This window comes from Hyphomicrobium sp. ghe19 (genome assembly GCF_902712875.1).
In the GTDB taxonomy this organism is placed as follows: domain Bacteria; phylum Pseudomonadota; class Alphaproteobacteria; order Rhizobiales; family Hyphomicrobiaceae; genus Hyphomicrobium_B.
In genome coordinates this window covers 1,097,424-1,119,923 of sequence record NZ_LR743509.1, presented here as the reverse complement: position 1 = coordinate 1,119,923, position 22,500 = coordinate 1,097,424, and the positions used below count along the sequence as shown (strand labels likewise).

Here is a 22,500-nt window from a genome sequence, read left to right as displayed (position 1 = left end):
AGAAAGGTCTGTCCGGAGGCGGTGTCGCGAAACAGGGGCGCGAATAACAGCCGCTCGGCCAACCCCACCGGTCCATGAGATCCGCATTTTCAGGCGTCAGTCGACCGGAGCGGTACTCCGCACGTGCGTGCTCGACGTCAAATATCGAATCCCCGCTGGCGGCGGCATTCGAAAGCAGCACCGGAAGCACCAACGCGGTCGCGATACGAACAGCGGTCCTCATAGCTCACCCATTCACCTTGTTGTTTATCAGCGCGAATGCCCCCTCGTTGCGAGCATCGCAATGAATCTAGCGCGACCGCCGCAAGCCCCGCTGCCGCAAGCCGAAACATGGTGAGCATTTCGTTTCGCCGCGAGGTTACAGGCGATGAAAACATCAGAATTGGCATAAGCCCGCCGCCGGCGAACATCGGCAAACGCCTCGCCTATGCCACGTTGAGGGAGCGAATCTGGTAAATAGGGAGAATAAATCCGGGGCTCCGTGGCGATCGCCGTGCCCCCTTCGCCGAAACTCAAGAGGAGCACATAATGTCGGACCGGACCCAACTCGCCATTGGACGCAATTCGATATCCGTACCTCGAATGACGAAAAGGCTCGTTGAAGCCGTCATCGCAACAGGACTGACATCGCTGGTCGCGTTCGCCATTTTGGTATTGAACAACGTGCTGACGAACCGCGGCGGATGGCTCGAAGGGTTCGATGTCTGGCGCGCGTTCATGCGTCAGCCGGCAATCCTGGGAACGATGTTCCTGACAGCGCTCGTCACCGTGATGTTCCTCACTTGGCAGCGCGACCGCCTCACGAAGCGCTGAGACCGGCCGCACAATCGTCAGAAAACAAAAACGGCGAGATAAAATCTCGCCGTTACCGTTTCAGGAGAATTGTTCGTCAAGAGAAGCTGCGGCGTTGATTACTTCTTCAACGACGCGTTGCACTGGCTGTAATAGCCACCGCCCTTCTGGATCCACTTGAGCCCACCATTGCCGTTGTTCGCCTTGTTGGCCCTGTATTGATCGAGGCAGGTGTGCATCCGGGCCTTGCCCGCCGTCTCCTTGGAATATTTTGTGTCGATTGCCTTGGGGAAGACAGCAGAGCCGCCTGAGGCCGGAGCTGTCGTCTCGGTTTTGGCTGCGGGCTTCTCCTCGGTCGTTGCCGGAGCAGCCGCCTCGCCACCCGCGCATTCCTTCTTCCGGAATTCGTTCCAGGTCTCGCCGTTCAAAGTGCCGGCAGACTTCGCTGCCTGGTACTTCACGCTGCATTCTTTGGTCGAAAGTGCAAAGCTCGGGCTCGCGCCCACGGCAACGAATGTCGCGAACACTGCTGCCGAAACCAGAAAGCGTGACGTCATCTGAATTCTCCTTGGACGGCGCTATAAAGAAGCCGGCCCGCAAAAAACTATATCCCTGCCCGGCAGCAAAGATAAAGACGGGTGTTGCGCATTCGCATGCCCGGCGACGATATAAGCGTTCGGCGATACTGCGGAAATGCGGATTCGGGTCTACTTACTAAAAAGTATAGGCGTAGCCCTCATTTTCGGACGAAGGGAAACTGGTCGAGCCTGAGCTGAGCTGAGCTGAGGCGTTCCCTTACCGGCATGGGGATCAGGTGCGGAACACCATAAACTTGCCGATACAATCGGCGTGGAGGAAGCGATGTCCCTTGGGCGTCAAAAGGGCCTGGGATCTCTAATCGGTGCGATAGCGGCGAGCATGGCCTTTGGGAGCATGGTCTGGGGGAGCACGTCCTGGGAAGCGGCTGCCGCCGAGCCTCCCGAGGACATCGTGGGCACCACCCGCGCAGCCGTTGCGACCGCCCGCTTGACGCCGCGAGACACGGGGTCCCGCTACGGTCAGGCGTTGGGCGCCTCTGAACTCTGCACGGGTGCGAAGGTAACCGACAAAGCGTCAGCGCTCCCCGCCCTCTACGCGGACGCCGAGCTCGAGGAATTCAAGGCGCAGCAAAAGAAGATTTACGACGCCTGGATCAGGGTCAAACATTGCGTTCGGGAGGAAGATCCGAACCAGTGCAAGGTCATCATCGATGAAAGCTGCGCGGCAGCCTTGACGGAAATCGGCCCCAAGGGCACGGCCTTCCCGGGATTGTTGGAATTTTCCCGGCCTTGATAGGCTATCGCCGGAACAAAACGCATGCGCTCTCGACAACGGCCCAAAACATTAGAACAGCGGCTAAAGCCGGAAGCGTGATATTGCCGAGCGCCCCAGTCATCGACAGGCTGGACAACCACGGGCCAAGGTCAACGCCGAACGCAAAGCAAGCGTTTCTCGCAGCGTCATTGATCTCGCATCCGGCGACCAGCGCGAGGAGAGCGGCCCCGGCAATGCCGGCGAATGGCGCGAGAGCCAGCACCATCGAAAATGCGATCACGAACCAGCGAAAGCGGTGAAGCACGCGTCTCCCCTGAGGTCAGACAGAACCCTTCTAATCACCGCCGCATCTTGAGCGCGCGACGGAGCGTTGTGCATCGCATCGGCCAAACGAGGTTAACGTCGCATATAGCCTATCATTCATCCTCCCTATTGATCTGGCAGATTTCGCACCTTATGGCCTGCAGGGTGAATAGGAGCGGGCTGAAATGGCTGATTTATCATCGTTGAAGGTGGGCCTTGAAGGATCGGCGAGCGCCCTTGTCACTGAAGAGCGCCTCGCGACGAAGGTCGGCAGCGGTGACGTCCCCGTCTTCGCAAGTCCGATGCTCATAGCCTTGATGGAGGCAGCAGCCGTCGACTGTCTAGACGGGCATCTGCCGGATGATCACCAGAGCCTGGGCGTCCATCTCAACGTAGCGCATACTGCTCCGACCCCGATCGGCTTCACCGTTACAGCGAAAGCAACCTTAAAAGCGGTCGACGGACGCAAGCTGACCTTCGATGTCTCTGCCAGCGACGGGGCCGAACAGATTGGATCCGGCGTGCACACGCGAATTGTCGTCGACACTCCTCGGTTCATGGCGCGTCTCGCCGCCAAATCTCTGCCACGACGTTAGAGGAAGCCTGCAGCCCCCGTTCCGCTCGCGCTAGTCGTTTTGAGTGCGCCGCACGGCAACACCACCGGAGTTTCTGACTTATGCGATTGTTGCCAGCTCTCTTTGCTCTTGCCGCCTCGCTGGCTGTCGCCGGACAGGCCGCGGCTGCTGAGCCCTGCACCACGAAAGATTTCGCGGCCGCAATCGACCAATCGGGAGCGAGCCTCAGAACGCTGACGCTTGAGGCGCAGCCCAAACTTCAGGAACGGATGCAACGCTATCGGGCCGCTCTCAACCTCAGCGACACCGATTACGAAAACGTGGCCCTGGACGCGATCCAGGACGCGACGCTCGATGACCTCGACCAGAAGAGCAGCGCGCTGTTGCTGCGCGTGGATTCGCTCGGCCGCGTGCCAGAGGGCGTACAGCCCGATTGCGCGAAGCTGCAGGAATTGCACGCCGCCGCCGACGAGCTGAATACGGTCATCAAGAGCAAGTCCGACTACATGCTGAAGCGCCTCGATGAGAAGATCGCCGAGGCCCAGCGTAACGCCCAGCCCCAAAAGCCCGTCGCCTCGGCCGCGCCCGCCGCGCCTTCGAAGCCGGTTCAGAATACGCCGCAAAGTCCGGCACCGAGCGCTGCGCCAAAAGCCAAAAAGAGCCCGCCGCCCGAAGTCGCAGCGAAAGCGGCTCCAGCGCCGTCGGAAGGCTGGACCGCGAGCACGAAGCCCAATAATGCGAGCGGGCCGCCGGTCGTCGCCATGACGCAGCCGAATGAAGGACTGCCGTTCCCGCCCCCGGCTCCCCTACCTCCGGCGGAAGGCGGCTATACGATCGATGAAATCCGCGACGCGACGCGAGGCTTCTTCGGCACGGTGTCGACGAGCCTTGCGGGCGTCATCGAACATGCCTTCAAGCAGTACGGACGCCCGACAGCTTACGTGCTCGGAATAGAGGGCGGCGGAGCATTCCTGGCCGGCCTCCGCTTTGGTCAGGGCAACCTTTTCATGCGCTCGCAGCCCGTCGTCAAAAAAGTCTATTGGCACGGGCCCTCGCTCGGCACCGACTTTGGCGCCTCCGGGTCGAGGACGCTTTTCCTCATTTACAATATGGACGATCCGGCTGCGCTGTATCGCAACTTCACTGGGATCGACGGCTCGGCATATTTCGTCGGAGGCGTCGGACTGACTGTTCTCAAGGGCGGACCGGTCATCATGGCGCCGATCCGCTCCGGCGTGGGCATGCGCCTCGGCGCAAACGTCGGATATCTGGGCTTCACCGAAAAGCCGACTTGGAACCCGTTCTGAAGTCCACAAAAGAAAAGGCCCGGAAACACCGGGCCTTTTCTTTTTGAGAAGTCGCATCGCCTCTCAATTGGCGTAACCGTACGTGTTGTAATATTTTTTCGGCCGGGCCGGGACTTTGTAGACGTACTCGCCATTGTTCTTCCGGTAGACCTTCGTCGGCACGCCATCGATGTAGACGTAGGCGTATCCCTTATGATCTTTCTTTTTCACGGGCGGCGCGTCGTAGGATGAATCGGCGCTGCCCCAGCTGTTGCCCCAGAACCAACCGCCCTGATTGCTATTTGCAACGTCGACCTCCCGGCGCTCCCGTTCCCGGCGGCTCGCCACGGCGCCATCACGCCAGTTCGGGCGTCCGTGAACGCTGACGCGCGTCAGCTGCAGCCCGTGGCGCTGGACAAGATTGTAAAAGGTCTTCGCATTCCCAGGCGCAAGCCGGATGCAGCCGTGTGAAGCCGGCGCGCCGAGCGAGCCGACGTGAGACGTGCCATGAACGGCCACGCCGCCATTTATAAAAACGGCATGAGGCATCGGCGCATTATCGTATTTGCGCGAATACCACATTTTGGAGGTCCATTCCGGGCGGAAGTTTCCGGTCGGAGTAGGAAATTGCGCGGTGCCTGACGAGATCGCCCAGGTGTAGAGATGGTCTCCGTTGACCGAAACGCTCATCGTCTGTCGATTAAGATCGACCGACGCGGTCAGCGTCGGCGGCGGCAACGGCTGCGGCTTTGCAGCGACAGGCGCCGGCTGCTTTGCGGCTTCCGGAGCGGCGGCTTTGCTCGCGTCCCCGAAGAACATCGTCGTGCCAGACTGGGTTTCGGTGGTCTTCGCTGCAGGAGCGTCGGTTCCCGACGGCTCAGCGAGCACCCCAACCGAAGGAACGGCAGCGAAAACAACCGCCGCCAACACAAATGCCCGCAACATCACAACTCCCTACGCAAACGCGACAAGCTTCTTCACACCACGATAATATCCCGAAAGATGCTGAACCGTTAAGAAAATCGCGAATAGATCGCGTCTCATCAAGCCCGGAAATTCAAATAGATTACGAATGTGTTTCTTATATCGCGCTGAGCATTTCACGTCTTATCGCCGCCTTTAACCGATAACGGCTTGAAACCACTCCAATACTCAGTCGAGATTTTCTTTTTTCGAAGTGGACTTTATTTGCTCATAGGCTTGCAAAGCGCGAACGCGTGCATGGGCATGGTCGACGAGCGGCCGAGGATATGACTTTCCGAGCACAACTCCAGCCTGCGCCAGGGTCTCTGCACTCACCGTCCAAGGCTTATGAATTGCATCTGCGGCTAAATCTGCGAGTTCTGGCACCCAGCGCCGCACATATTCGCCATTCTGATCGAACTTCTCGCCCTGCAATACGGGATTAAAAATTCGGAAATACGGCGCTGCATCAGCCCCGCAACCAGCAACCCACTGCCAGCTCGCGGAATTGTTCGCGAGATCCGCATCGACGAGCGTATCCCAGAACCACGCTTCTCCCGCCGTCCACGGAATAAGCAGATGCTTGACGAGAAATGACGCAACGATCATCCGTGCGCGATTGTGCATGTAGCCCGTGGCCCATAACTCACGCATTCCCGCATCGACGATGGGATAGCCGGTATTTCCGCGCTGCCACGCCTTCAATTGCCCGGCATCTCCGAGCCAGGGAAATTTCGCGAATTCCTCGCGAAGCGGCTCCTCGGGCAATTTCGGAAAATGAAAAAGCAGCGAATAAGAAAACTCGCGCCATACGAGTTCTCGCATAAAGGTCTCGATCGATTGATCGTTCGCGCTCTTTCCGCGTGCCGCGTCGGCTGCCGCCCGCCAGCAGGCAGCAGGTGAGATCTCTCCGAAAGCCAAATGCGGCGAGAGGCGCGACGTGCCGTCCTTATCGAGGTGATTGCGATCTATCGCGTAGGTTGCGAGGCCCGTCTTCGTAAATTCCGCCAGACGCGCGCGCGCTCCGCTCTCTCCCGGCTGCCAGGTCTTTTCGAGCCCACCCGACCAATCGGGTTTCGTCGGGAAAAGTTGCCAGTCGCGAAGATCGTCTGATCTCGGCGCTCGCGAAGGCGCCTTGATCCGATCCGGCGCGGCCAACGCTCTCGGCAGCGTCAGATCCTTCGTGAATGCCCGCCAGAATGGCGTGAAAACCTGATAGGCGCCGCCGGTCTTCGTGCGCACCTCTTCAGGCTGCCTCAGCAGGCGCCCGCCGTACCGCTTGAACGCGACGCCCGCATCATCGAAAGCCAGCTTCAACTGATCTTCCAGCGCAACCGCTGACGGCTCATAGCTTCGCGTGAAATAGACAGCCGTCGCTCCGGTCTCTTCAACGACGCGCTTCAGTTCGCGTGCGACCGCGCCACGACGCAGGATCAGCTTTCCGCCGCAAGCAGCGATATCACGGCCGAATGCCTCGATTGTTTTGCCGAGCCACCACCGCGACGCTCCGCCAAGCGCCCACCGGCCAGGTGTTTCATCGTCGAGAATGTAAAGCGGAATAACCGGAGAACCTGTCGCAACAGCGGCATTCAACGCCGGATGATCGCGCAGCCGAAAGTCATTGCGAAGCCAGACGATGACGGGCGCGCTATTCATCTATCGCAATCTCGGTGTCCGTGACGGATCCAACATCAGTTCCCGAACAACAGATCGAATATGGTTTTCGGCTTCGATCGCCGTTGCGAACCGGCATCGCCCGCTTGCCCGGTGCCATAAGGGCGCCGCTGACCGGCGACCGCGACGTTGACGGGACGAAGCTGATATTGGTCCGTTGCGCCATCGACGCTCGCGACCTGCAGGGTATCGCCATCCCACGTCCAGTTGGCCACCCGGTTGCCCAGCCGGTCCGGTTCGATCGCGATGACCTTTGCCGAAGTGATGTCGATGATCGCCGCAAGCTCGGCATCCTCGAAGCCGCCTTTGACCGCCACCCGGCCACCGGAAAACCGGAGTATCCCGTAGCTGGCGTAGGGCGCCGGCTTGACCTCCCAAGCGAGCAGTTTCGGAAGTCCTGTCCCGGTCATCTCGAGCGGAACGCGTATCTGCGGATACTCTTCGCTCGTCGCGACGTAATCCTTTCCGCTCAGGACAACGTGCCATTTTCCGAGATCGAGCGAAGGCTCAGGCTTGTCGTCCGCATCGTCGGCGGGCGCGCCCAGCCGCTTCAGCGCGTCTGCCGCGAAACGCCAGCTCGGGCGTAATTGCAGCACGCGGCGGAGATCCGTAATCGCGGTGTCGGCGGCCCCGTTTGCTTCCTCGATCTCACCGCGCGCCCAAAGCGCTTCCGGCGAGTTGGCATCGAGCTTGATCGCCGTTTGCACGTCCTTGGCGCCAATGTCCGCCTGGCTGTTTTGCTTGTAGACGAAAGCGCGGAACGCGAATGCAACCGGCGAACGCGGATCGAGTTCAATCGCGCGGTTGAGGTCGGCATAAGCGTCATCCGACGCCTCTGCTAAGCCGTTGGCGAGACCGCGCCCCTCGTAGGCCGCGCTGGATTTTCCGTCGAGCTCGATGGCGCGCGAAAAATCCTTGATCGCCGACGCGGTATTGCCGTCGAGCAGATACGCATAGCCGCGAACGACATAGAGCTCGCTGTTTCCGACGTCGAAAGCGACGGCGCGCGAGAGATCTTCGATCGCCTCTTCCCGCTGCGCCACCGACATGCGTGCCTCGGCACGGTTTCGATAGGCAGAGGCAAAACGAGCGTCCGAATTTACCGCGCGTGAAAAATCGCGGATCGCTGCGTGCGGCTTTCCGGCTGCGAGGTAAGCGAGGCCCCGGCCCGACAGCGGCGGCGCACTCGCCGGCATCAGCTCAATGGCCTTGGTGAAATCGAGAATGGCATCACCGGTTTTACCGGCCTTCATTTTCGCATTGCCGCGGTTCGAATAGGCGGCCGCGTATCCCGGCGCCAGAACGATCGCGCGATCGAAATCCTTCAGCGCTTCGCCGTACTGCCCGAGCGCCAACAAGAGATTGCCGCGATTGTTGTAAGCCACGGGGTATTCAGGAAAGAGCTCGACCGCGCGATTGTAGTCTTCGAGCGCCAGCTTGGTTTCGCCGAGCCGCACGTTGGCAACGCCACGGTCATTGAGGATCGTAGCGCGCCGATCGTTGGCAAGGCCCGTATCTTTCAGCGCTTCCGTATAGGTTGTAACGGCTTTCGCGACATCGCCACGAACGAGCTGAGCCGCGCCCTCTTCGACCTGCGACGGCCCCGAAACACCATCGGCCGCATGCGCCGGCCCCATCGCCAGCGGCGAAGCCAATGCAACGAATACCGACGCCGCGCGAAAGCCCCTTTTCATTATCTGAGCCAAATTCCTTTTGGGTGCCTTGGACCGCGATTCACATCTTACACAACGTAGGGTGCCATTGTGACCCTCGGCCGGGCAATGGCGAATTCCGCTCGCGGCTTCCCGTCCTGTTGACGCATACGTAAAAGCTGCCGTAGGAGGCCCTGGTGCGAGTTGCTCCGGAGACCCGCCGATGAACCTTTGGTTCAGACTGATATGGGTTCTGCTGACGGCGCGCAGCCGCGGCCACCTCGACATACCGCGTCAGACATCCGTGCTTCAATTTCGGGTCTGGCTGCACGACCTCGACATCTCCGCCCATATGAATAACGGCCGCTATCTCACGATGATGGATCTCGGCCGTCTCGACGTCATGGTGCGTTCCGGCCTCTGGCGTCAGGTGCTGAACCACCGCTGGACGCCAATCGCCAGCGCCATCACGATCCGCTTTCAGCGTGAACTGAGACCGTTTCAGAAGTTCCGGCTCGAAACGCGCCTGCTCTGCTGGGACGCGGCGCTTGTCGTGATGGAGCAGACGTTCGTCATCGACGGTGGCAAGCGCGACGGCCAGGCCGCCGCTCGCGCTCTCTTCAAAGGCGGCCTCTACGATCGGAAGGAACGAAAGTTCGTAGAGATCGCCCGGCTGATGGCGCTCCTCGGCGTCTCGGAAGTGAGCCCTCCCTCAACGCCCGAGGTCGAAGCCTTCCTGCACGCTGACGACCAGCTCAAACAAGCCGGCCGGGTGACCGGCTAACGTCGCCCCCTCGGCTTCTCCGCATGAAGTTTCTGCAGAACCTTGGGCAAAAGGTCCGGAAGATCTTCGGCAATGAGGCCGATCCCGAAAGCGCTGGCTGCCTCACCGTGCAGCCAGACGGCCGCCGACGCCGCTTCGAACGCCGGCATGCGCTGCGCCAATAGCCCCGTAACGAAACCGGCAAGCACGTCGCCCGAGCCCGCCGTCGCCAGCCACGGCGGAGCATTCGAATTGATGATGGCGCGGCCGTCGGGCGCGGCGATGACCGTATCCGTGCCCTTGAGAATGACGACGGCCCCTGACAGCGCAGCCGCCGTCCGCGCGCGATCAACTTTGGAACCAGGAAGCCCACCGAAGAGCCGTTTGAACTCACCTTCATGCGGCGTCATCACGACGGGCGCGTCTCGCCCTTTGATCGCGTCGAACAGCGTGGACGGCTGAGCCGGGCCACGATCACCGTTGCGCGCAAGAAATCCCATGCTCGCCTCGGCACGATCTCCGCTGTCCTCCGGATCCGCGAACGACGTGAGCGCATCGGCATCGAGCACCACCGACGCCGATGACTTCAGGATTGCTAAAACATCGGCCGCTGTCTCCGGTCCAACGGACGCCCCCGGACCGATCAGAACGGCATTGCGTCGCTGGTCGCGCAGGAAGTCCGAAAGCGCCACGGCGCCCGACACCGAGCGAACCATGATCGATGTGACCTGCGTCGCAATGATCGCGGTTGCAGTCGAATTGCCGACAAGCGTGACAACGCCCGCACCGGCTCTCAGCGCGCCCCGCGCACCAAGTCGCGCAGCGCCTGTTTGCAGCGCCGGCCCCGACACGATGACCGCATGACCTCGGTCGAACTTATGACCTCCGTCCGTCGGCCAATTGAAATCTGAGATCCAGAGCCGAGGCGCATTCTCATGCAAGCGGGGCTTCAGGGTTTCGAGCACGGTTTCGGGGATGCCGATGTCCGCAACGGTGACTTCGCCGCAAAGGTCGCGTCCCGGCATCAAAAGATGCCCCGGCTTCTTACGGAAGAACGTGACCGTCCGTCGCGCCTTGATGGCGACGCCCCTCACCTCGCCGCTGGCCCCGTCGACGCCGCTCGGCACATCGACGGCAAGCACCGGCAACCCGCTGGCGTTGACCGCCTCGATCAATTCAGCCGCATCGCCCTCGATCGGGCGCGAAAGACCGGCTCCAAAAAGCGCATCGATAACGAGATACATGCTCTGCAGAGCATCGGGCGTTGCGGGCCGAATGGGCAATGGCCAGCGCCGGGCCATCTCGGCGGCGTCGCCTTTCAAAGCGGACTTCTCGCCGAGCAGGAACACACGAACATCGAAGCCGTGATCGCGCAAAAGCTTGGCAGCCACGAACCCGTCGCCGCCATTGTTCCCCGGCCCGCAAAGGACCGCGATGCGCGTGTCAGGCCCGCGCGTCATCAGCGCTGCTACGTCCGCGACCGCTTTACCGGCCCGCGCCATAAGGTCTAGGCTCGCCGTGCCCCCCGCCTCCGTTAAGCGATCGGCTTCCCCCGTTTCCGCGGGCGTCAACAATTCATTCATGTCATGTTCCTGGTGCGAGCCTGAAAGGCGAGACGGGGAGCGCCGCGACCTGCCTTTAAATTCAGCGTTTGTTGGTTTGAGACAGAAATGGGCAACGAACTCGCCGGAAAATTATACATCCGGCATCAAATTTAGGCGTATTAAGCGCTCGGCGACGAACTCCGAAGCCGAAACTACACGCTAAGCTGCTGACATATGTGACGTTTTTCAAAAACACCACAGGTGGCACGGCCTCTGCTAGCCTTGGGGCCACTGGGCAAGCGTGAGTTTCCACCGACATGCTGTCCACGATTCAAGGGGCGAAAATGAAAAAGATCGAAGCGATTATAAAGCCCTTCAAGCTCGATGAAGTAAAAGAAGCGCTACAAGAAATCGGCTTGCAAGGCATCACCGTCATCGAGGCAAAAGGGTTCGGCCGCCAGAAGGGCCACACTGAACTTTACCGGGGTGCCGAATATGTCGTCGACTTCCTGCCGAAGGTGAAGATTGAGGTGGTTTTGAGCGACGACATGCTGGACAAGGCTGTCGAGTCCATCCAAAAGGCCGCGAAGACAGGCCGGATCGGCGACGGTAAGATCTTTATCTCGTCCATCGAAGACGCTATTCGCATCCGCACCGGTGAATCCGGGCGAGATGCCATCTAAACCGAACTTTGAAAAAGCTGACCACGCCTAAACTGGCCTTTGTCGGCCCAACAAACGGCCATGCGTGAGTTGTAACGAAACGCCTAGACAGGGGAGTGTCTATGAAAAACGCGAGTGACGTCCTGAAGTTCATCAAGGACAAGGAAGCCAAGTTCGTGGACTTTCGATTCACGGACACCAAAGGCAAGATGCAGCACGTCACCGCCGACGTCAGTTGCGTCGACGATAGTATCTTCACCGACGGTTACGCCTTCGACGGCTCCTCGATCGCCGGATGGAAGTCGATCGAAGCCTCCGACATGACGTTGATGCCGGATCCGGCAACGGCACATATCGACCCCTTCTTTGCTCAGACGACCGTCGCGATATTCTGCGACGTGCTCGAGCCCTCGACCGGCCAGCCCTATGAGCGCGATCCGCGCTCGGTCGCCAAGAAGGCCGAAGCCTACATGATGTCGCTCGGGATCGGCGACAAAGTCTACTTCGGCCCGGAAGCCGAATTCTTCATCTTTGACGACGTGCGGTTCTCGACCGACATGTACTCGGTCGGCTTCGAGATCGACTCGAGCGAACTGCCGACGAATACCAGCGCAGACATCGAGACCGGCAACCTCGGCCATCGCCCCCGCGTAAAGGGCGGCTACTTCCCCGTCCCCCCGATCGACAGCGCCCAGGACATCCGTTCCGAGATGCTTTCGGTCCTCTCGGAGATGGGCGTCGCCGTCGAAAAGCATCACCACGAAGTTGCGGCCGCCCAGCACGAGCTCGGCGTCAAGTTCGGCCCGATGATCACGATGGCCGATCACATGCAGATCTATAAGTACGTCGTGCACAACGTCGCTCAGGCCTACGGCAAGACGGCGACGTTCATGCCGAAGCCTGTCTATGGCGACAACGGCTCGGGCATGCACGTCCACCAGTCGATCTGGAAGGGCAGCACGCCGATGTTCGCGGGCGACAAGTACGCAGACCTCTCGCAGATGTGCCTCTACTACATCGGCGGCATCCTGAAGCACGCGAAGGCCATCAACGCCTTCACCAACCCGCTGACCAACTCCTACAAGCGTTTGGTCCCGGGCTTCGAAGCCCCCGTGCTGCTCGCCTATTCGGCGCGTAACCGCTCGGCATCGTGCCGCATTCCGCACGTCACGAGCCCGAAGGCGAAGCGCATCGAAATCCGCTTCCCGGATCCCGGCGCGAACCCCTACCTCGCCTTCACGGCGATGCTGATGGCCGGCCTCGACGGCATTCAGAACAAGATCGATCCGGGCCCCGCCATGGACAAGAACCTCTACGACTTGCCCCCGGCCGAGCTTGCCAAGATCCCGACCGTCGCGGCCTCGCTTCGCGAAGCCCTCGACAGCCTCGACAAGGATCGGGACTTCCTGAAAGCCGGCGGCGTCATGAACGACGACATGATCGACGCCTACATCGCGCTGCGCATGGAAGAGAACATGCGCTACGAGATGACGCCGCACCCGGTCGAGTACGACATGTACTATTCGGTCTAAGGACTGCTCGGCAGTTTGGAATACAAAGAGGCGGCTCGAAAGGGCCGCCTCTTTTCTATTGTGCGCTCAATAGAAAATCAGGACCCCGCCGCACACGGCGATCAGCGCGTAATAGAAAAACCTCTGCTCGCGAACGAGGAACCACGTCACGACACGGCGTGGAATGTCGGACCAGTTACAGCGGCCAACCGCGCCCAGCGTCAGCCCGAGCACCAGTCCGATAATAAGGGAATTGAACTCAAGCCCCTCGGTCAGGGAGCGCACGCTCTCGGGAACATGCCCCGAAAACCAAGGCAGAAGCGCAAAGAAAGCGGCGACCGTCATCGCGCCGAATGCAAGTACGGAAAAAAACGACAGGATGGACCGCACGATCATGGTCGAACTCGGAGAAAATCAGCAACGCTGAACCTTGCACGAGGCTAGCGTGGAGACGCGAATAAACCGTTAACCATGATCCAGCGCCTCGACCGCCCATCGGCGTTCCATACGATTGAAGACGAGCAGGGCGATACCGGTAATGACCATCGTCACGATAACGATGGTGACAAAGCCCTGGACGGCATCGTCCATCATCGCCATGCCGGCGCCAATCGGACCGACGAGAGCTCCGAGCTGGTACATGATGATGAATGCTGCGTTCACGGCCGCGAGGCCACTCGCCGATACCCGTTCGCCAATAAGCGCGAGGCCGAGCGCATAGAAGCCGAGAATAACGCCGCCCATGAGAAAGGCGATCACGTACCCGGCCAGCGGATTGGTGAGTGCAAGCGGCAGCGCGAGAGCCAGCGCAATGAAAAGAACCACCGATACGACCATCATGGCGAAGCGGGAGACGCGGTCCGACAACCAGCCGACCGGATACTGCAGCACGATGCCGCCGACCGTCGTAACGGTAAGCAAAGCCAGCGCCGGATACTGAGACCAGCCTGCGGCGAGCGCCACGTTCGGGATCAACGAAAGAACGGTGATCTCGGAAAAGCCGCCGACGAACGCAGCAACCATCGCCACCGGAGCCCAGCGAAAAGCAGCAGCGACGTTGAGGTTGGTATCGTGCTCGACCATCGGGGCGAGCTTCCGCCCGATCATGACCGGGAACCCGGAAAGACCCGTCACGACCGCTGCGGCGAGAAATGGCCATGGCCCATGGAGACCAAGTGCCTGCAACAAAACGGGTCCGATCGCATAGCCCGTGAAAAAGACCATTGCATAAACTGCGATAATCCGTCCGCGCGTCTCCTCGCGCGTAACCGCATTGATCCACGTCTCGCCAACGAGCCACGGCATTGCAAAGCCGGCACTCATGAGAACACGGATCGCAATCCAGGCCCAGGGCGATTGAAAGAGAGCGAGCGCCAAGAAGCCGAGAGCACCGATCAGGCATCCGCCGACGATTGAGCCAACCGGTCCGAACTTGGCGATCAAGCGGGGCGCGAATGGAAGCGCCAAGAGGATTGCAAAAGGCGGAGCCGCCCCTGCAAGTCCGATCATCCAGCTCGGCTGACCCCACACCTCGAAGGTCAGCGAGGTAAGCGGAAAGCCTATGCCGAATGAAATACCGGTACCGAACGAAGTCGAGCACACGGCTGCGATGCTCAGCAGCCTTTGACGCTCGGTAATTCCGTCATCGATCGCAGACGTCATGTCCCTCGTTGCCCGTTAATTTCAACAACGTTGGAATAATGCTTGACTTGCCGGTCCGCAAGGGCAAATTTCAACAGTGATGAAACCAAAGCACACCCGTGGCAAAAGAGGGCTTCTCGAAGCTGACCTCGTTCGCGCCTCGCTCATGGAAGTTGAGCGCGGTGGCCTGGAGGGATTCGGCCTTCGATGTGCCGCGCGGGCAATTGGCTGCGACGTTGCGACATTGAGTTACCGCTTCGGCTCTAAGGAGGGCCTGGAACGCGCCATTGCTCATCGGTTGCACGAAGAGGTCGCCGCCCCTAAATCGCAATTGAGATGGCAGGCTCGCCTCACCGGGCTGGCGAATGCATATCGGCAGGTTGCCAAGCGTTATCCAAACGCCTTCCCGTTGTTGCTCCGCTTCTGGACGACCGGACCGCGCGACATGCAAATAAGCGAAGAATGGCATCAGGCTCTTTATGACGCAGGCCTGCGCGAGGCCGATATTCCACCGGTCGCATGTGCGACGTACGCAGCCGTACTCGGCGTCTGCTCAGGAGAGATCGGCGGTTTGCTCGACAAACCCAGCGTCGCAACTCTGAGAGAAATTGAAGGGCAGAGCGATCTGCCGCTTACAAAGAAGCTGTTGCCGATTTTTGCCGACCTCAGCGACGACGAGGTTTTTGATACCATGATCGGCATCCTCATATCGGGCATCGAAACTCGGGCAGCAAAACAAGGCGTGCGGAAGCAGAAGCCGCGAGTTCGGAAACCCAAGGATTCCTGATGACGTCAGGCGTGCACTGAAGCCAGCACGTCCGTTAAAGCATCGGCGAAAATTTCGAGATCTTCATCCTGACCGCACGAAATGCGGATGAAGTGTTCCAATCCCTTCGCGACCGGCTTCCTGACGAAGACGTCCCTATCCAATAGGCCGGCAAGCACGCGCGCCGCGAACGCGCCGTCCGCTCCGCAGTCGACGGCGACAAAGCTCGCGGCCGAGGGAAGCGCCGAAAGTCCGTTCGCCTCCGCGATTGTCCTGATCCGCCCTCGCGACGCTGCAATCTGCGCGACGGCGACTTTAAGATAATCCTGATCGCGGAACGCGGCATGAGCGCCAAGCTGCCCCACGCGATTGATCCCGTAGTGATTGCGAACCTTGTCGAAGGCTTCAATGGTGCTCCGCTCCCCAACCGCATAGCCGATCCGAGCGCCCGCAAGCCCGTAAGCCTTCGAGAACGTCCGATACCGGATGACCTGAGGATTTGAAACGTCGATCGCCGGAGACGTTGGCTCGGGTGCGGTATCGCAATAGGCTTCATCGAGAACGAGCAGCGTTTCGGGAGGAAGCTCCGCAATGAACGCCGCAATGTCGCCGGCCGTCCACCATGTCCCCATCGGACTATTCGGATTGGACACATAAATCAGCGGCGCGCAAACGGTCTTGGCCGTTTCGATGAGCCGGGGAACGTCCTCGCGAAACGCGCGCATGGGCACGGCATGCACCTTTCCCCCATGCGCCAGAACGTGAAAATTGAAAGTCGGATAGGCGCCGTCGGTCGTGACGACAGGACTGCCCGGCGTCAGAAACAAAGCGCATGTGAGACCGAGAAGCCCGTCGATTCCCTCGCCGACCACGACGCACTCGACCGGCACACCGTGGTAAGCGGCGATTGCCGAGCGCAGTTCATAACTCTCGGGATCGGAGTACTTCCAATTTTCGCCCGCCGCCTCACGCATGGCCGCGACGGCGAGCGGCGACGGTCCGAATACGCTTTCGTTGGCGCCAAGCCTGGCGCGAAAAGGACGCCCTCGCGCGCGCTCCATCGCTTCGGGACCGACAAACGGTACGAGTTTCGGCAGTGCTGCAACTGTCGGCGTGAAAGGGGGACGGTACATGGACGGCTCGAATTATGGTTCGATGTTCAGATCAGGCACAAGTCGGCGAGCTTCTTACGCATATCTGCAGGCATCGATGCAATCTGATCGCTTTTGCCCGGTGTGAGATCAGGAGGAGCGTCGTCCGCGCTGAGATACCGCCAGCCTTGGAAAGCGCGACGGGGGGTGGGGCGGACGGGAATGAGCGGCGGCGCGAAGAGCAGAAGACAGCACGGCGTGCCGTCGTCCTTGGTGCCATCTTCAAAGCCGACGAGCTGCTGCCGCACGAGAATGACGCCCTTCATGACCCAGTAGATCGAACCGCCGTCGAGCAATTCGGTCGTTCGTTTCGGCGATTGGAACGTTCGATGATAAACGCAGCGCTTGCCGTCGTGGGTCTTATAGGGACGATGTTCGGTCTGCCAGGCGACCAGATCCTCGATCGTGCTGGCGCCGACGCAGAGCTTGACGAGGTGCAATGTCATGGGAACCGTTTTTGCACCAGGACAGGGTGAACGGCAACGGGACGATCCGCATCCGCTCAGGGCTTAGGAACGCAACTTCCGGCGTACTGGGCGAAAACCGGCTGGCCGAAAAGGCCAAAGTGCCGCGAATGCACGGCCGGAAATTTCCCGGTCGCAGGGTCGCGGTCATAAATGGTCGTAAGATTGAGAAAGCCCTCGTTCACGACCTCTAGGAAATGATTGGCGTTTATCGCCCGTACAATTTTGAGACTGGCGGCTGTGCGCCCATCGAGAATAAGCGACGCCGACTGATGCTCGAGATCGATGCTTCCGATTTCGAACGTCAAGTCTTTTGGCGGAGCGGCTTGATACTTACCGGCATCGTAGGTCCAGGCGTAACCGTTGTCGAAATCGCACGTGACATGCCCCGGTATGTTCTCCTGAGCGAAAGCCGCCGCCGGGCTCGCCAAAAGCGACACGATCAAAGTTCCAATCCGGCAATTCAGCATTGCAATATTCCGTTTCGCAAGAAGTCCCCCAACCGGCATTCGGAAAACGCCGGGAATCGTAGCAACCTGAACGCGGCCGTCGTCGATGCCGCAGTCGGGTGTCGTCTGCACTCGCGGTTTGCCTTCAGACCGCCGCGGATATGGTATGGGCTGCGATCCTAACCTTTATGGCGTGAGGCGATGCGACCCAAAGCTTTATTTATCCTGCTTTCATTGGCGATGGCGTTGCCGTCTGCCGCCCATGCCAAGAAGCAGAAACCGGATACGCCGGACGACAAGCTCAATTGCAAACAGATTTCAGGCCGGATGCAAGTGCGCATTCTGCAACTCCGCGGTTTCGCCGATCGGAAGCAGGCCTCGGGCTTGGCGCGCGGCATACAGGCGGGCATGGCGGCGACGTTCGGTAATCTCTCGCACGGCACCGACCCGCAAGGCGCTTACGCCGAGGATATCAAGTCCCTCCAGGCGTACAATCAGCGCCTCGTCGCGATGGGTTGCAAGAGCTACGACCTCGACTCGGAACTCAACAAGACAGACCTGCTCGCAACTCCGTCGCCGACCATTCCCGCGCCGAAAAAGAAGAAGACCCCCGCTGCCGCTCACCCCGCAGCCGCACCGGCGCCCGCGGCAACGAACTGAGGTCCATTACGTCCGGCTGACCAAGGCGGCATTTGGCGATAAGCTAGCCGCATGACTGACCGTGACTCTGCTTCCTCCCCTGTGGGAACCGTCATCCCTTGGCCTCCGCTGCTTCTGGCCGGCGCAATCGCGCTCGGCTGGACGCTGACGATTGTGGCGCCGTTGCCATGGCCTGGGATCGATGACGCACCCGCGCACTGGCTTGGCCTCACCTTCGGAATTCTCGGAATTTTATTGATCGTCTTTGCATTCAGGGCGCTCGCGGCAAATCGAACGACGATGCTGCCGCACAAAGCCCCGACGGTGCTCGTGACGACGGGCCCCTACGTCCGGTTCCGCAATCCGATCTACCTTGGCGAAGTCTTGCTCCTCCTTTATGGAGCCGAGATCACCAAATCGATCTGGTTCGTCGTGGCCGCGGCGCTGTTCGCCGTTCTGGTGACGGCGCTGCAAATCATTCCGGAGGAGCGCCACCTGGAAACGATCTTTGGCGACGCGTATACCGACTATAAATCCCGCACGCGGCGCTGGATTTGATATCTGACCCGCCATGAGCACCGATCTCGCCGAAAAGGAACGTGAGTTCATAGCCGCGCTCGCCGAGGACACGGGCCGCGACCTTCCCGGCTGGATGGCGGCGATCGGCGAAACCGGCCTGACCCAACGCAACGACATCATCGATTGGCTTCGTCACCAGGGCTTTCAGTTCCAGTGGGCCTCGTGGCTCGAGCGCATTCACCACAACGATGGTCAGCTCATTTATGCTGACACTGGCGGCCAGATGCGAACGACGAACCGCCAACCGTCGCCCAGGAACGCGGTGAGAGATGCGGCGAGAGACGCAAGGAGCGATGCAACCGAAGAACCACCTGCCCGCGCACGGCCATTCCGCGATTGGAAGCCTCAACCACCGCCGCCTCCTGTGGCGCCAACACCGCCGCCAGTGATCGGCGACCCGATCCAGAACCTCCTGAGCGACGCCAAAGGCTTGCGGCCACTTGCCGAGCATGTTCTCCGCGAAGTCGGCCGCGCCGTCCCGGCGACCGAATTTGCAGCGACAGCCACATTTGTCATGATGTCCGCCCCCACCCCCTTCGCCGCGTTGCATGCCGGGCCAAAAAAACTGCGTCTTTACGCAAATTTTGGACCTGCGGGCGTCAATCGCAGCATACCCGCGGAACCGGCGAACAAAAGCGCCCCGCCGTTCCGGGAGATGCTGGTGCTGGACGATGTCCGCAACGTCGACGAGGACTTCCAGCGCCTGATCCGCGCGGCGGCGGCTCGATAACATTGGCGAGCCCCCCGTTCGATTGCATCTACCGTGTACGTCGGGCACCATTGATTTGCCGGAATTTTCGCGCCATTGCGGCTGTGGAGGCGTCGATGTCGGCAAAGCAGGGACCCGCAAGGGCTCGATATCTCGCGATTATTTTGATGCTTGGGCTGTCGAGCGGCGTTAACGCCCAGACCGCGAAGCGCGACGCCATTGCCGATTGGCTGAAGACGGTCGAAGGCAAGACCGCGGCGGAAGCTCCCGAAAACGCACTCGATCCCACTAAAAAATCGACGAAGCCCGCGATGCCCACGCCGCCCGCAGCGATCGCCGATCCGCGCGATGGCGATCCCCAGTACGAGCAGGCCAAGGCGCTGATGACCGCGATTGACGCGATCCTGAGGGATGCTGCAACGACGCGGGTGGGCGCGAGTAAACTGCCGAGCCGCGACGAATTCATCATTCCTCCCTTCTGGAAGGAGACGCGCGAAGATCGCAACGCCAAGGTTCGCGATCTCCTCGATGCCGCCCTTGCGATCGTCACCAACGCGCCAGTCGTCGAAGTGCAAAAGCGGGTGGAAGTCCTACGTCACAACATCCGGGAACTCGAGGACGCGAACGTCAAGCTGAAGGAGAAGCAGCTCGTTGCGCCCAAAGACGCGACGCTCCCCGGCATCCTGAATGACACGGTCGCCTCGATCGAAGACCAGATCACGGAGAACAAAAAAAGGATCGAAGCAAACCACGCCGAGATCAAAAGCCAAAAATCCGAGATCGCTTCGGCTCTGAAGAACTCCGGCATCGATCTCGCTCCGGATCAAGTCGATCTGTTGCTCGACAGCGTGCTCTCGGGCGATCTCGTTCGCCTCGTTGCCGTATTCAACGCGGCGAAAATGATCGACGGGCAACTGGCAAAGCTGATCGGCACGACGGGTGATAACATGGAGGCGGCCCGGCGCTATTTCGCCATGCACGCCGCCCTCTTTGCGATGCTGGTCCAGGCGCAAGACGCGACCATCACGAAAATCGACACGCAGTATCTGCCGAAACTCGACGCCATCATCGCCGATATCGCAGCCGCGCGTACCCGGACAGGCGAATTGATGAAAGCCGAAAATCGGCCCGACCAGCAGCGCGCACTCGAGTCCAACCGCGCGAGCCAGCAGGTCGCCGATGAAGCGGCAAAAGCATACAAGCGCTATCTGCAGCAGCAGCGCGAACAGATTGCCGGAGCGCGCCTCAAGGCGACGCACGACCTGAAGATCGCGGACAACACCTATGAGACGGTGGAAGCGAGCGTGCAGCTTCGAAATTTGATTCGCGAAAGCTCGACATCGTTCGAAGCAATTCAGAAACTCGAAGCCCCAAGCTTCGAGCAAATCTTCAAAAGCGATGAGTTGCGTAGGGAATTCGAAGATTTGACGCGCAAACTCGACGTCCCCGCAAGCTGAAAAGCCTGTGTAACCGGGCGCCGAGGCTTCTGTTTCCGTGCCGCATCGACTATGTTCCCGCTCGGACTATTACGTTGTCCCATGATCAGGCATGCGATGGTGTTTTCGGGACAGATTAGAGAGAGCGCGGCGGCAACGAAGACGTTCGCGTCGCTGCGTGTCGACCACCGCGTGCTGTCGACGCCGACGCGAACGATCGCGATCTCCAACATTTCGACGATCAGCGTTGGAACGCACGTCACCGCGCGGCCGACGGCGCTCTTCTGGCTGCTCGCGGCATTGTTCCTCCTGATGACTTTGGGTTCGATGCGGCCGGATGTCTCATGGGGTCCGCTGACGCCCACCGGCGCAACGGTGGTACTTGGTTTCATTGCACTAGCATTCGCGGGCCTCGCGGTTCGCCCCGAAGATAAAACGCACTATCTGCTGATCTCTTCGAACGATGGGATCCTCTCGCGATTTTCCGCGCCCGACCGCTCTATTCTCGAAGAAGTCCGCAGCATCCTCACCGAGAAGATCAACCGCAACGACGAGTCGATGACGTTCAGCGTCAACTTCGAGCGAGGCCAGATCGAAAATCTCGGGCCCGCTCACTCCGGCGGCCACGCACCGGGCCAACAACACGTGACGACCGGCGGCCGCCCCGCCCAGCCAGGCAATAGCGGCGCCGCTCCGGACCGAAATTCACAGCCTGCCGCTCAGAGACCGCGCCCGGGTCCCGCCCAAGGTCCCGCAGAAATTTCCGGCCCCGCGCCTCGCCCGCAACAGCAGCCGCAGGCGCAGCCCCAGCGCGGCCAACCGGCACTGTCGCCGGCGTTGAACGGAGCGGCGGCGCCCAGCCAATCGGCCGACGCGTTCATCGATTACACCGGCGTCCTTCCAGCAATCGTCGAAATGCACCGCTTCTATGCGCGTCAGGCGGGCACCCAGCATCTCGAGCAACGCCTGTCCGAACTCGAGTTGCTCATGCGTGCCGGAACGCCGACCTCGGCACAAAAAGTCAGGTTGCGCGAGCTTTCCGGCGAGATGTCCCAAATTCTCGGAGCCTATCCGCAAGCCGTCGAACTCTTCGACCACATCGACGGCCTCGTCTGACGAACGGCCTATCGCCGGTACTGGACGAACTCCGTCAGCTGACCGACGCGGTCGTAAAGCTTGCGAGCCGTCGCATTGTCGTCCTGGGTCGCCCAATACGTCCGGTCCGCACCGCGGCGATCCGCTTCCGCGTACGTCGCCGCGATCAGCGCCTGGCCGACACCCTGCCCGCGCACGTCTGACGCGACGAAGAGATCTTCAAGATAGCAATACCAGGTGGGCGACCAAGTCGACCGATGGAAGACGATAGCCGCAAGGCCGACCGCGCGCCCCTCGGCGTCGCGAGCAATCAGCGCCATCATGTTATCCTCTCGGGCGAGAAGACGGCGCCACGTCAGCGCGATGACATCCTTGGGCACGCTCGCCTTGTAGAAAGCGATGTAATCCCGAAAGAGCATTAGCCACTCTTGCTCGTCGCTCGCCACCACCGGCATGACGCTGACCGCCATCTGCTGCACCTTCCAATTTAACGTTTCTGTGACGCGGATTGCCTCTATGCAGCACGCGGCAC

Annotated in this window: 25 protein-coding genes; 13 read left to right on the top strand and 12 right to left on the bottom strand. The window is 60.4% G+C overall.

The window, feature by feature from the left end; genetic code table 11:
- The first annotated feature begins 528 nt into the window (after positions 1–528).
- Positions 529–813 (top strand): hypothetical protein, encoded by a 285-nt coding sequence (locus AACL53_RS05280; protein ID WP_092865184.1) that lies wholly within the window; start codon positions 529–531, stop codon positions 811–813.
- Between the two features lie 98 nt (positions 814–911).
- On the opposite strand, the gene AACL53_RS05275 is transcribed toward AACL53_RS05280, so the two are convergent.
- Positions 912–1,349 (bottom strand): hypothetical protein, encoded by a 438-nt coding sequence (locus tag AACL53_RS05275; RefSeq protein WP_339083209.1) that lies wholly within the window; start codon positions 1,347–1,349, stop codon positions 912–914.
- Between the two features lie 304 nt (positions 1,350–1,653).
- On the opposite strand from AACL53_RS05275, the gene AACL53_RS05270 reads away from it, so the two are divergent.
- Complete coding sequence (locus tag AACL53_RS05270) at positions 1,654–2,124, top strand: hypothetical protein (RefSeq protein WP_339083207.1); 471 nt, start codon at positions 1,654–1,656, stop codon at positions 2,122–2,124.
- A 4-nt stretch (positions 2,125–2,128) separates the two neighbouring features.
- Here the strand turns inward: AACL53_RS05270 and AACL53_RS05265 are convergent, their stop codons facing one another.
- The gene (locus AACL53_RS05265) at positions 2,129–2,410 is read right to left on the bottom strand and encodes a hypothetical protein (RefSeq protein WP_339083205.1); all 282 of its coding nucleotides are present in this window, start codon (positions 2,408–2,410) and stop codon (positions 2,129–2,131) included.
- Between the two features lie 184 nt (positions 2,411–2,594).
- Between AACL53_RS05265 and AACL53_RS05260 the strand changes: the two genes are divergently transcribed.
- A complete protein-coding gene (locus AACL53_RS05260; protein WP_339083203.1) occupies positions 2,595–3,005 on the top strand; it encodes a thioesterase family protein in 411 nt (136 codons plus the stop codon).
- A gap of 80 nt (positions 3,006–3,085) precedes the next feature.
- Positions 3,086–4,291 (top strand): DUF1134 domain-containing protein, encoded by a 1,206-nt coding sequence (locus AACL53_RS05255; protein WP_339083201.1) that lies wholly within the window; start codon positions 3,086–3,088, stop codon positions 4,289–4,291.
- 63 nt (positions 4,292–4,354) lie between these two features.
- Here AACL53_RS05255 and AACL53_RS05250 read toward each other — a convergent pair whose 3' ends face one another.
- The 3 genes from AACL53_RS05250 to AACL53_RS05240 all read right to left on the bottom strand — a co-directional run bounded on the left by AACL53_RS05250 (position 4,355) and on the right by AACL53_RS05240 (position 8,601).
- A complete protein-coding gene (locus AACL53_RS05250) occupies positions 4,355–5,215 on the bottom strand; it encodes a L,D-transpeptidase (RefSeq protein ID WP_339083199.1) in 861 nt (286 codons plus the stop codon).
- A gap of 207 nt (positions 5,216–5,422) precedes the next feature.
- Positions 5,423–6,889, bottom strand: coding sequence for a deoxyribodipyrimidine photo-lyase (locus tag AACL53_RS05245; protein WP_339083197.1), 1,467 nt, complete (start codon positions 6,887–6,889; stop codon positions 5,423–5,425).
- 35 nt (positions 6,890–6,924) lie between these two features.
- A complete protein-coding gene (locus AACL53_RS05240; protein WP_339083195.1) occupies positions 6,925–8,601 on the bottom strand; it encodes a tetratricopeptide repeat protein in 1,677 nt (558 codons plus the stop codon).
- Positions 8,602–8,782: 181 nt separating this feature from the next.
- Here AACL53_RS05240 and AACL53_RS05235 point away from each other — a divergent pair, with 181 nt between their 5' ends.
- The gene (locus tag AACL53_RS05235) at positions 8,783–9,343 is read left to right on the top strand and encodes a thioesterase family protein (RefSeq protein ID WP_339083193.1); all 561 of its coding nucleotides are present in this window, start codon (positions 8,783–8,785) and stop codon (positions 9,341–9,343) included.
- Here the strand turns inward: AACL53_RS05235 and AACL53_RS05230 are convergent.
- Positions 9,340–10,905 carry an NAD(P)H-hydrate dehydratase gene (locus tag AACL53_RS05230; protein ID WP_339083191.1) on the bottom strand — a complete coding sequence of 522 codons (1,566 nt, stop codon included), beginning with the start codon at positions 10,903–10,905 and terminating at the stop codon, positions 9,340–9,342. The two genes, AACL53_RS05235 and AACL53_RS05230, sit on opposite strands and share 4 nt — an antisense overlap.
- Before the next feature lie 305 nt (positions 10,906–11,210).
- Here AACL53_RS05230 and AACL53_RS05225 point away from each other — a divergent pair, with 305 nt between their 5' ends.
- Entirely contained in the window at positions 11,211–11,549 is a 339-nt protein-coding gene (locus tag AACL53_RS05225; protein WP_045838054.1) for a P-II family nitrogen regulator, read from the top strand.
- 101 nt (positions 11,550–11,650) lie between these two features.
- On the top strand, positions 11,651–13,060 hold the full coding sequence (glnA, locus tag AACL53_RS05220; protein WP_339083187.1) for a type I glutamate--ammonia ligase: 1,410 nt from the start codon (positions 11,651–11,653) through the stop codon (positions 13,058–13,060).
- A gap of 66 nt (positions 13,061–13,126) precedes the next feature.
- Here glnA and AACL53_RS05215 read toward each other — a convergent pair whose 3' ends face one another.
- Complete coding sequence (locus tag AACL53_RS05215; RefSeq protein ID WP_339083185.1) at positions 13,127–13,435, bottom strand: hypothetical protein; 309 nt, start codon at positions 13,433–13,435, stop codon at positions 13,127–13,129.
- Between the two features lie 69 nt (positions 13,436–13,504).
- The gene (locus tag AACL53_RS05210; protein WP_339083183.1) at positions 13,505–14,701 is read right to left on the bottom strand and encodes an MFS transporter; all 1,197 of its coding nucleotides are present in this window, start codon (positions 14,699–14,701) and stop codon (positions 13,505–13,507) included.
- Between the two features lie 79 nt (positions 14,702–14,780).
- Here AACL53_RS05210 and AACL53_RS05205 point away from each other — a divergent pair, with 79 nt between their 5' ends.
- On the top strand, positions 14,781–15,467 hold the full coding sequence (locus AACL53_RS05205) for a TetR/AcrR family transcriptional regulator (RefSeq protein ID WP_339083181.1): 687 nt from the start codon (positions 14,781–14,783) through the stop codon (positions 15,465–15,467).
- A gap of 5 nt (positions 15,468–15,472) precedes the next feature.
- Here AACL53_RS05205 and AACL53_RS05200 read toward each other — a convergent pair whose 3' ends face one another.
- From AACL53_RS05200 to AACL53_RS05190, 3 genes are read right to left on the bottom strand one after another with little or no spacing between them, the layout of a single operon-like run.
- Positions 15,473–16,579 (bottom strand): pyridoxal phosphate-dependent aminotransferase, encoded by a 1,107-nt coding sequence (locus AACL53_RS05200; RefSeq protein ID WP_339083179.1) that lies wholly within the window; start codon positions 16,577–16,579, stop codon positions 15,473–15,475.
- A gap of 26 nt (positions 16,580–16,605) precedes the next feature.
- A complete protein-coding gene (locus AACL53_RS05195) occupies positions 16,606–17,043 on the bottom strand; it encodes a DUF1489 family protein (RefSeq protein ID WP_339083177.1) in 438 nt (145 codons plus the stop codon).
- Positions 17,044–17,099: 56 nt separating this feature from the next.
- Complete coding sequence (locus AACL53_RS05190; RefSeq protein WP_339083175.1) at positions 17,100–17,642, bottom strand: hypothetical protein; 543 nt, start codon at positions 17,640–17,642, stop codon at positions 17,100–17,102.
- A 69-nt stretch (positions 17,643–17,711) separates the two neighbouring features.
- On the opposite strand from AACL53_RS05190, the gene AACL53_RS05185 reads away from it, so the two are divergent.
- The 5 genes from AACL53_RS05185 to AACL53_RS05165 all read left to right on the top strand — a co-directional run bounded on the left by AACL53_RS05185 (position 17,712) and on the right by AACL53_RS05165 (position 21,989).
- Positions 17,712–18,170, top strand: a complete 459-nt coding sequence (locus AACL53_RS05185; RefSeq protein WP_339083173.1) for a hypothetical protein — start codon at positions 17,712–17,714, stop codon at positions 18,168–18,170.
- A 51-nt stretch (positions 18,171–18,221) separates the two neighbouring features.
- The gene (locus tag AACL53_RS05180; protein ID WP_339083170.1) at positions 18,222–18,707 is read left to right on the top strand and encodes an isoprenylcysteine carboxylmethyltransferase family protein; all 486 of its coding nucleotides are present in this window, start codon (positions 18,222–18,224) and stop codon (positions 18,705–18,707) included.
- A gap of 13 nt (positions 18,708–18,720) precedes the next feature.
- Positions 18,721–19,458 carry a hypothetical protein gene (locus tag AACL53_RS05175; RefSeq protein WP_339083168.1) on the top strand — a complete coding sequence of 246 codons (738 nt, stop codon included), beginning with the start codon at positions 18,721–18,723 and terminating at the stop codon, positions 19,456–19,458.
- Positions 19,459–19,553: 95 nt separating this feature from the next.
- Positions 19,554–20,894 (top strand): hypothetical protein, encoded by a 1,341-nt coding sequence (locus tag AACL53_RS05170; RefSeq protein WP_339083166.1) that lies wholly within the window; start codon positions 19,554–19,556, stop codon positions 20,892–20,894.
- A gap of 81 nt (positions 20,895–20,975) precedes the next feature.
- Complete coding sequence (locus AACL53_RS05165; protein ID WP_339083164.1) at positions 20,976–21,989, top strand: DUF6232 family protein; 1,014 nt, start codon at positions 20,976–20,978, stop codon at positions 21,987–21,989.
- Positions 21,990–21,997: 8 nt separating this feature from the next.
- Here AACL53_RS05165 and AACL53_RS05160 read toward each other — a convergent pair whose 3' ends face one another.
- The gene (locus tag AACL53_RS05160) at positions 21,998–22,438 is read right to left on the bottom strand and encodes a GNAT family N-acetyltransferase (protein ID WP_339083162.1); all 441 of its coding nucleotides are present in this window, start codon (positions 22,436–22,438) and stop codon (positions 21,998–22,000) included.
- Between the last annotated feature and the right edge of the window lie 62 nt (positions 22,439–22,500).

Excerpts from the sequence above, each read along its gene's own strand:
- AACL53_RS05210 (WP_339083183.1), bottom strand. The coding sequence starts at position 14,701 with ATGACGTCTGCGATCGATGACGGAATTACCGAGCGTCAAAGGCTGCTG.
- AACL53_RS05160 (WP_339083162.1), bottom strand. The coding sequence starts at position 22,438 with ATGGCGGTCAGCGTCATGCCGGTGGTGGCGAGCGACGAGCAAGAGTGG.
- AACL53_RS05230 (WP_339083191.1), bottom strand. The coding sequence starts at position 10,905 with ATGAATGAATTGTTGACGCCCGCGGAAACGGGGGAAGCCGATCGCTTA.
- AACL53_RS05200 (WP_339083179.1), bottom strand. The coding sequence starts at position 16,579 with ATGTACCGTCCCCCTTTCACGCCGACAGTTGCAGCACTGCCGAAACTC.
- AACL53_RS05260 (WP_339083203.1), top strand. The coding sequence starts at position 2,595 with ATGGCTGATTTATCATCGTTGAAGGTGGGCCTTGAAGGATCGGCGAGC.
- AACL53_RS05280 (WP_092865184.1), top strand. The coding sequence starts at position 529 with ATGTCGGACCGGACCCAACTCGCCATTGGACGCAATTCGATATCCGTA.
- AACL53_RS05165 (WP_339083164.1), top strand. The coding sequence starts at position 20,976 with ATGATCAGGCATGCGATGGTGTTTTCGGGACAGATTAGAGAGAGCGCG.
- AACL53_RS05205 (WP_339083181.1), top strand. The coding sequence starts at position 14,781 with ATGAAACCAAAGCACACCCGTGGCAAAAGAGGGCTTCTCGAAGCTGAC.
- AACL53_RS05215 (WP_339083185.1), bottom strand. The coding sequence starts at position 13,435 with ATGATCGTGCGGTCCATCCTGTCGTTTTTTTCCGTACTTGCATTCGGC.
- AACL53_RS05240 (WP_339083195.1), bottom strand. The coding sequence starts at position 8,601 with ATGAAAAGGGGCTTTCGCGCGGCGTCGGTATTCGTTGCATTGGCTTCG.
- AACL53_RS05235 (WP_339083193.1), top strand. The coding sequence starts at position 8,783 with ATGAACCTTTGGTTCAGACTGATATGGGTTCTGCTGACGGCGCGCAGC.
- AACL53_RS05225 (WP_045838054.1), top strand. The coding sequence starts at position 11,211 with ATGAAAAAGATCGAAGCGATTATAAAGCCCTTCAAGCTCGATGAAGTA.
- AACL53_RS05275 (WP_339083209.1), bottom strand. The coding sequence starts at position 1,349 with ATGACGTCACGCTTTCTGGTTTCGGCAGCAGTGTTCGCGACATTCGTT.
- AACL53_RS05175 (WP_339083168.1), top strand. The coding sequence starts at position 18,721 with ATGAGCACCGATCTCGCCGAAAAGGAACGTGAGTTCATAGCCGCGCTC.
- AACL53_RS05245 (WP_339083197.1), bottom strand. The coding sequence starts at position 6,889 with ATGAATAGCGCGCCCGTCATCGTCTGGCTTCGCAATGACTTTCGGCTG.
- AACL53_RS05180 (WP_339083170.1), top strand. The coding sequence starts at position 18,222 with ATGACTGACCGTGACTCTGCTTCCTCCCCTGTGGGAACCGTCATCCCT.
- AACL53_RS05250 (WP_339083199.1), bottom strand. The coding sequence starts at position 5,215 with ATGTTGCGGGCATTTGTGTTGGCGGCGGTTGTTTTCGCTGCCGTTCCT.
- AACL53_RS05185 (WP_339083173.1), top strand. The coding sequence starts at position 17,712 with ATGCGACCCAAAGCTTTATTTATCCTGCTTTCATTGGCGATGGCGTTG.
- AACL53_RS05170 (WP_339083166.1), top strand. The coding sequence starts at position 19,554 with ATGTCGGCAAAGCAGGGACCCGCAAGGGCTCGATATCTCGCGATTATT.
- glnA (WP_339083187.1), top strand. The coding sequence starts at position 11,651 with ATGAAAAACGCGAGTGACGTCCTGAAGTTCATCAAGGACAAGGAAGCC.
- AACL53_RS05255 (WP_339083201.1), top strand. The coding sequence starts at position 3,086 with ATGCGATTGTTGCCAGCTCTCTTTGCTCTTGCCGCCTCGCTGGCTGTC.
- AACL53_RS05270 (WP_339083207.1), top strand. The coding sequence starts at position 1,654 with ATGTCCCTTGGGCGTCAAAAGGGCCTGGGATCTCTAATCGGTGCGATA.
- AACL53_RS05195 (WP_339083177.1), bottom strand. The coding sequence starts at position 17,043 with ATGACATTGCACCTCGTCAAGCTCTGCGTCGGCGCCAGCACGATCGAG.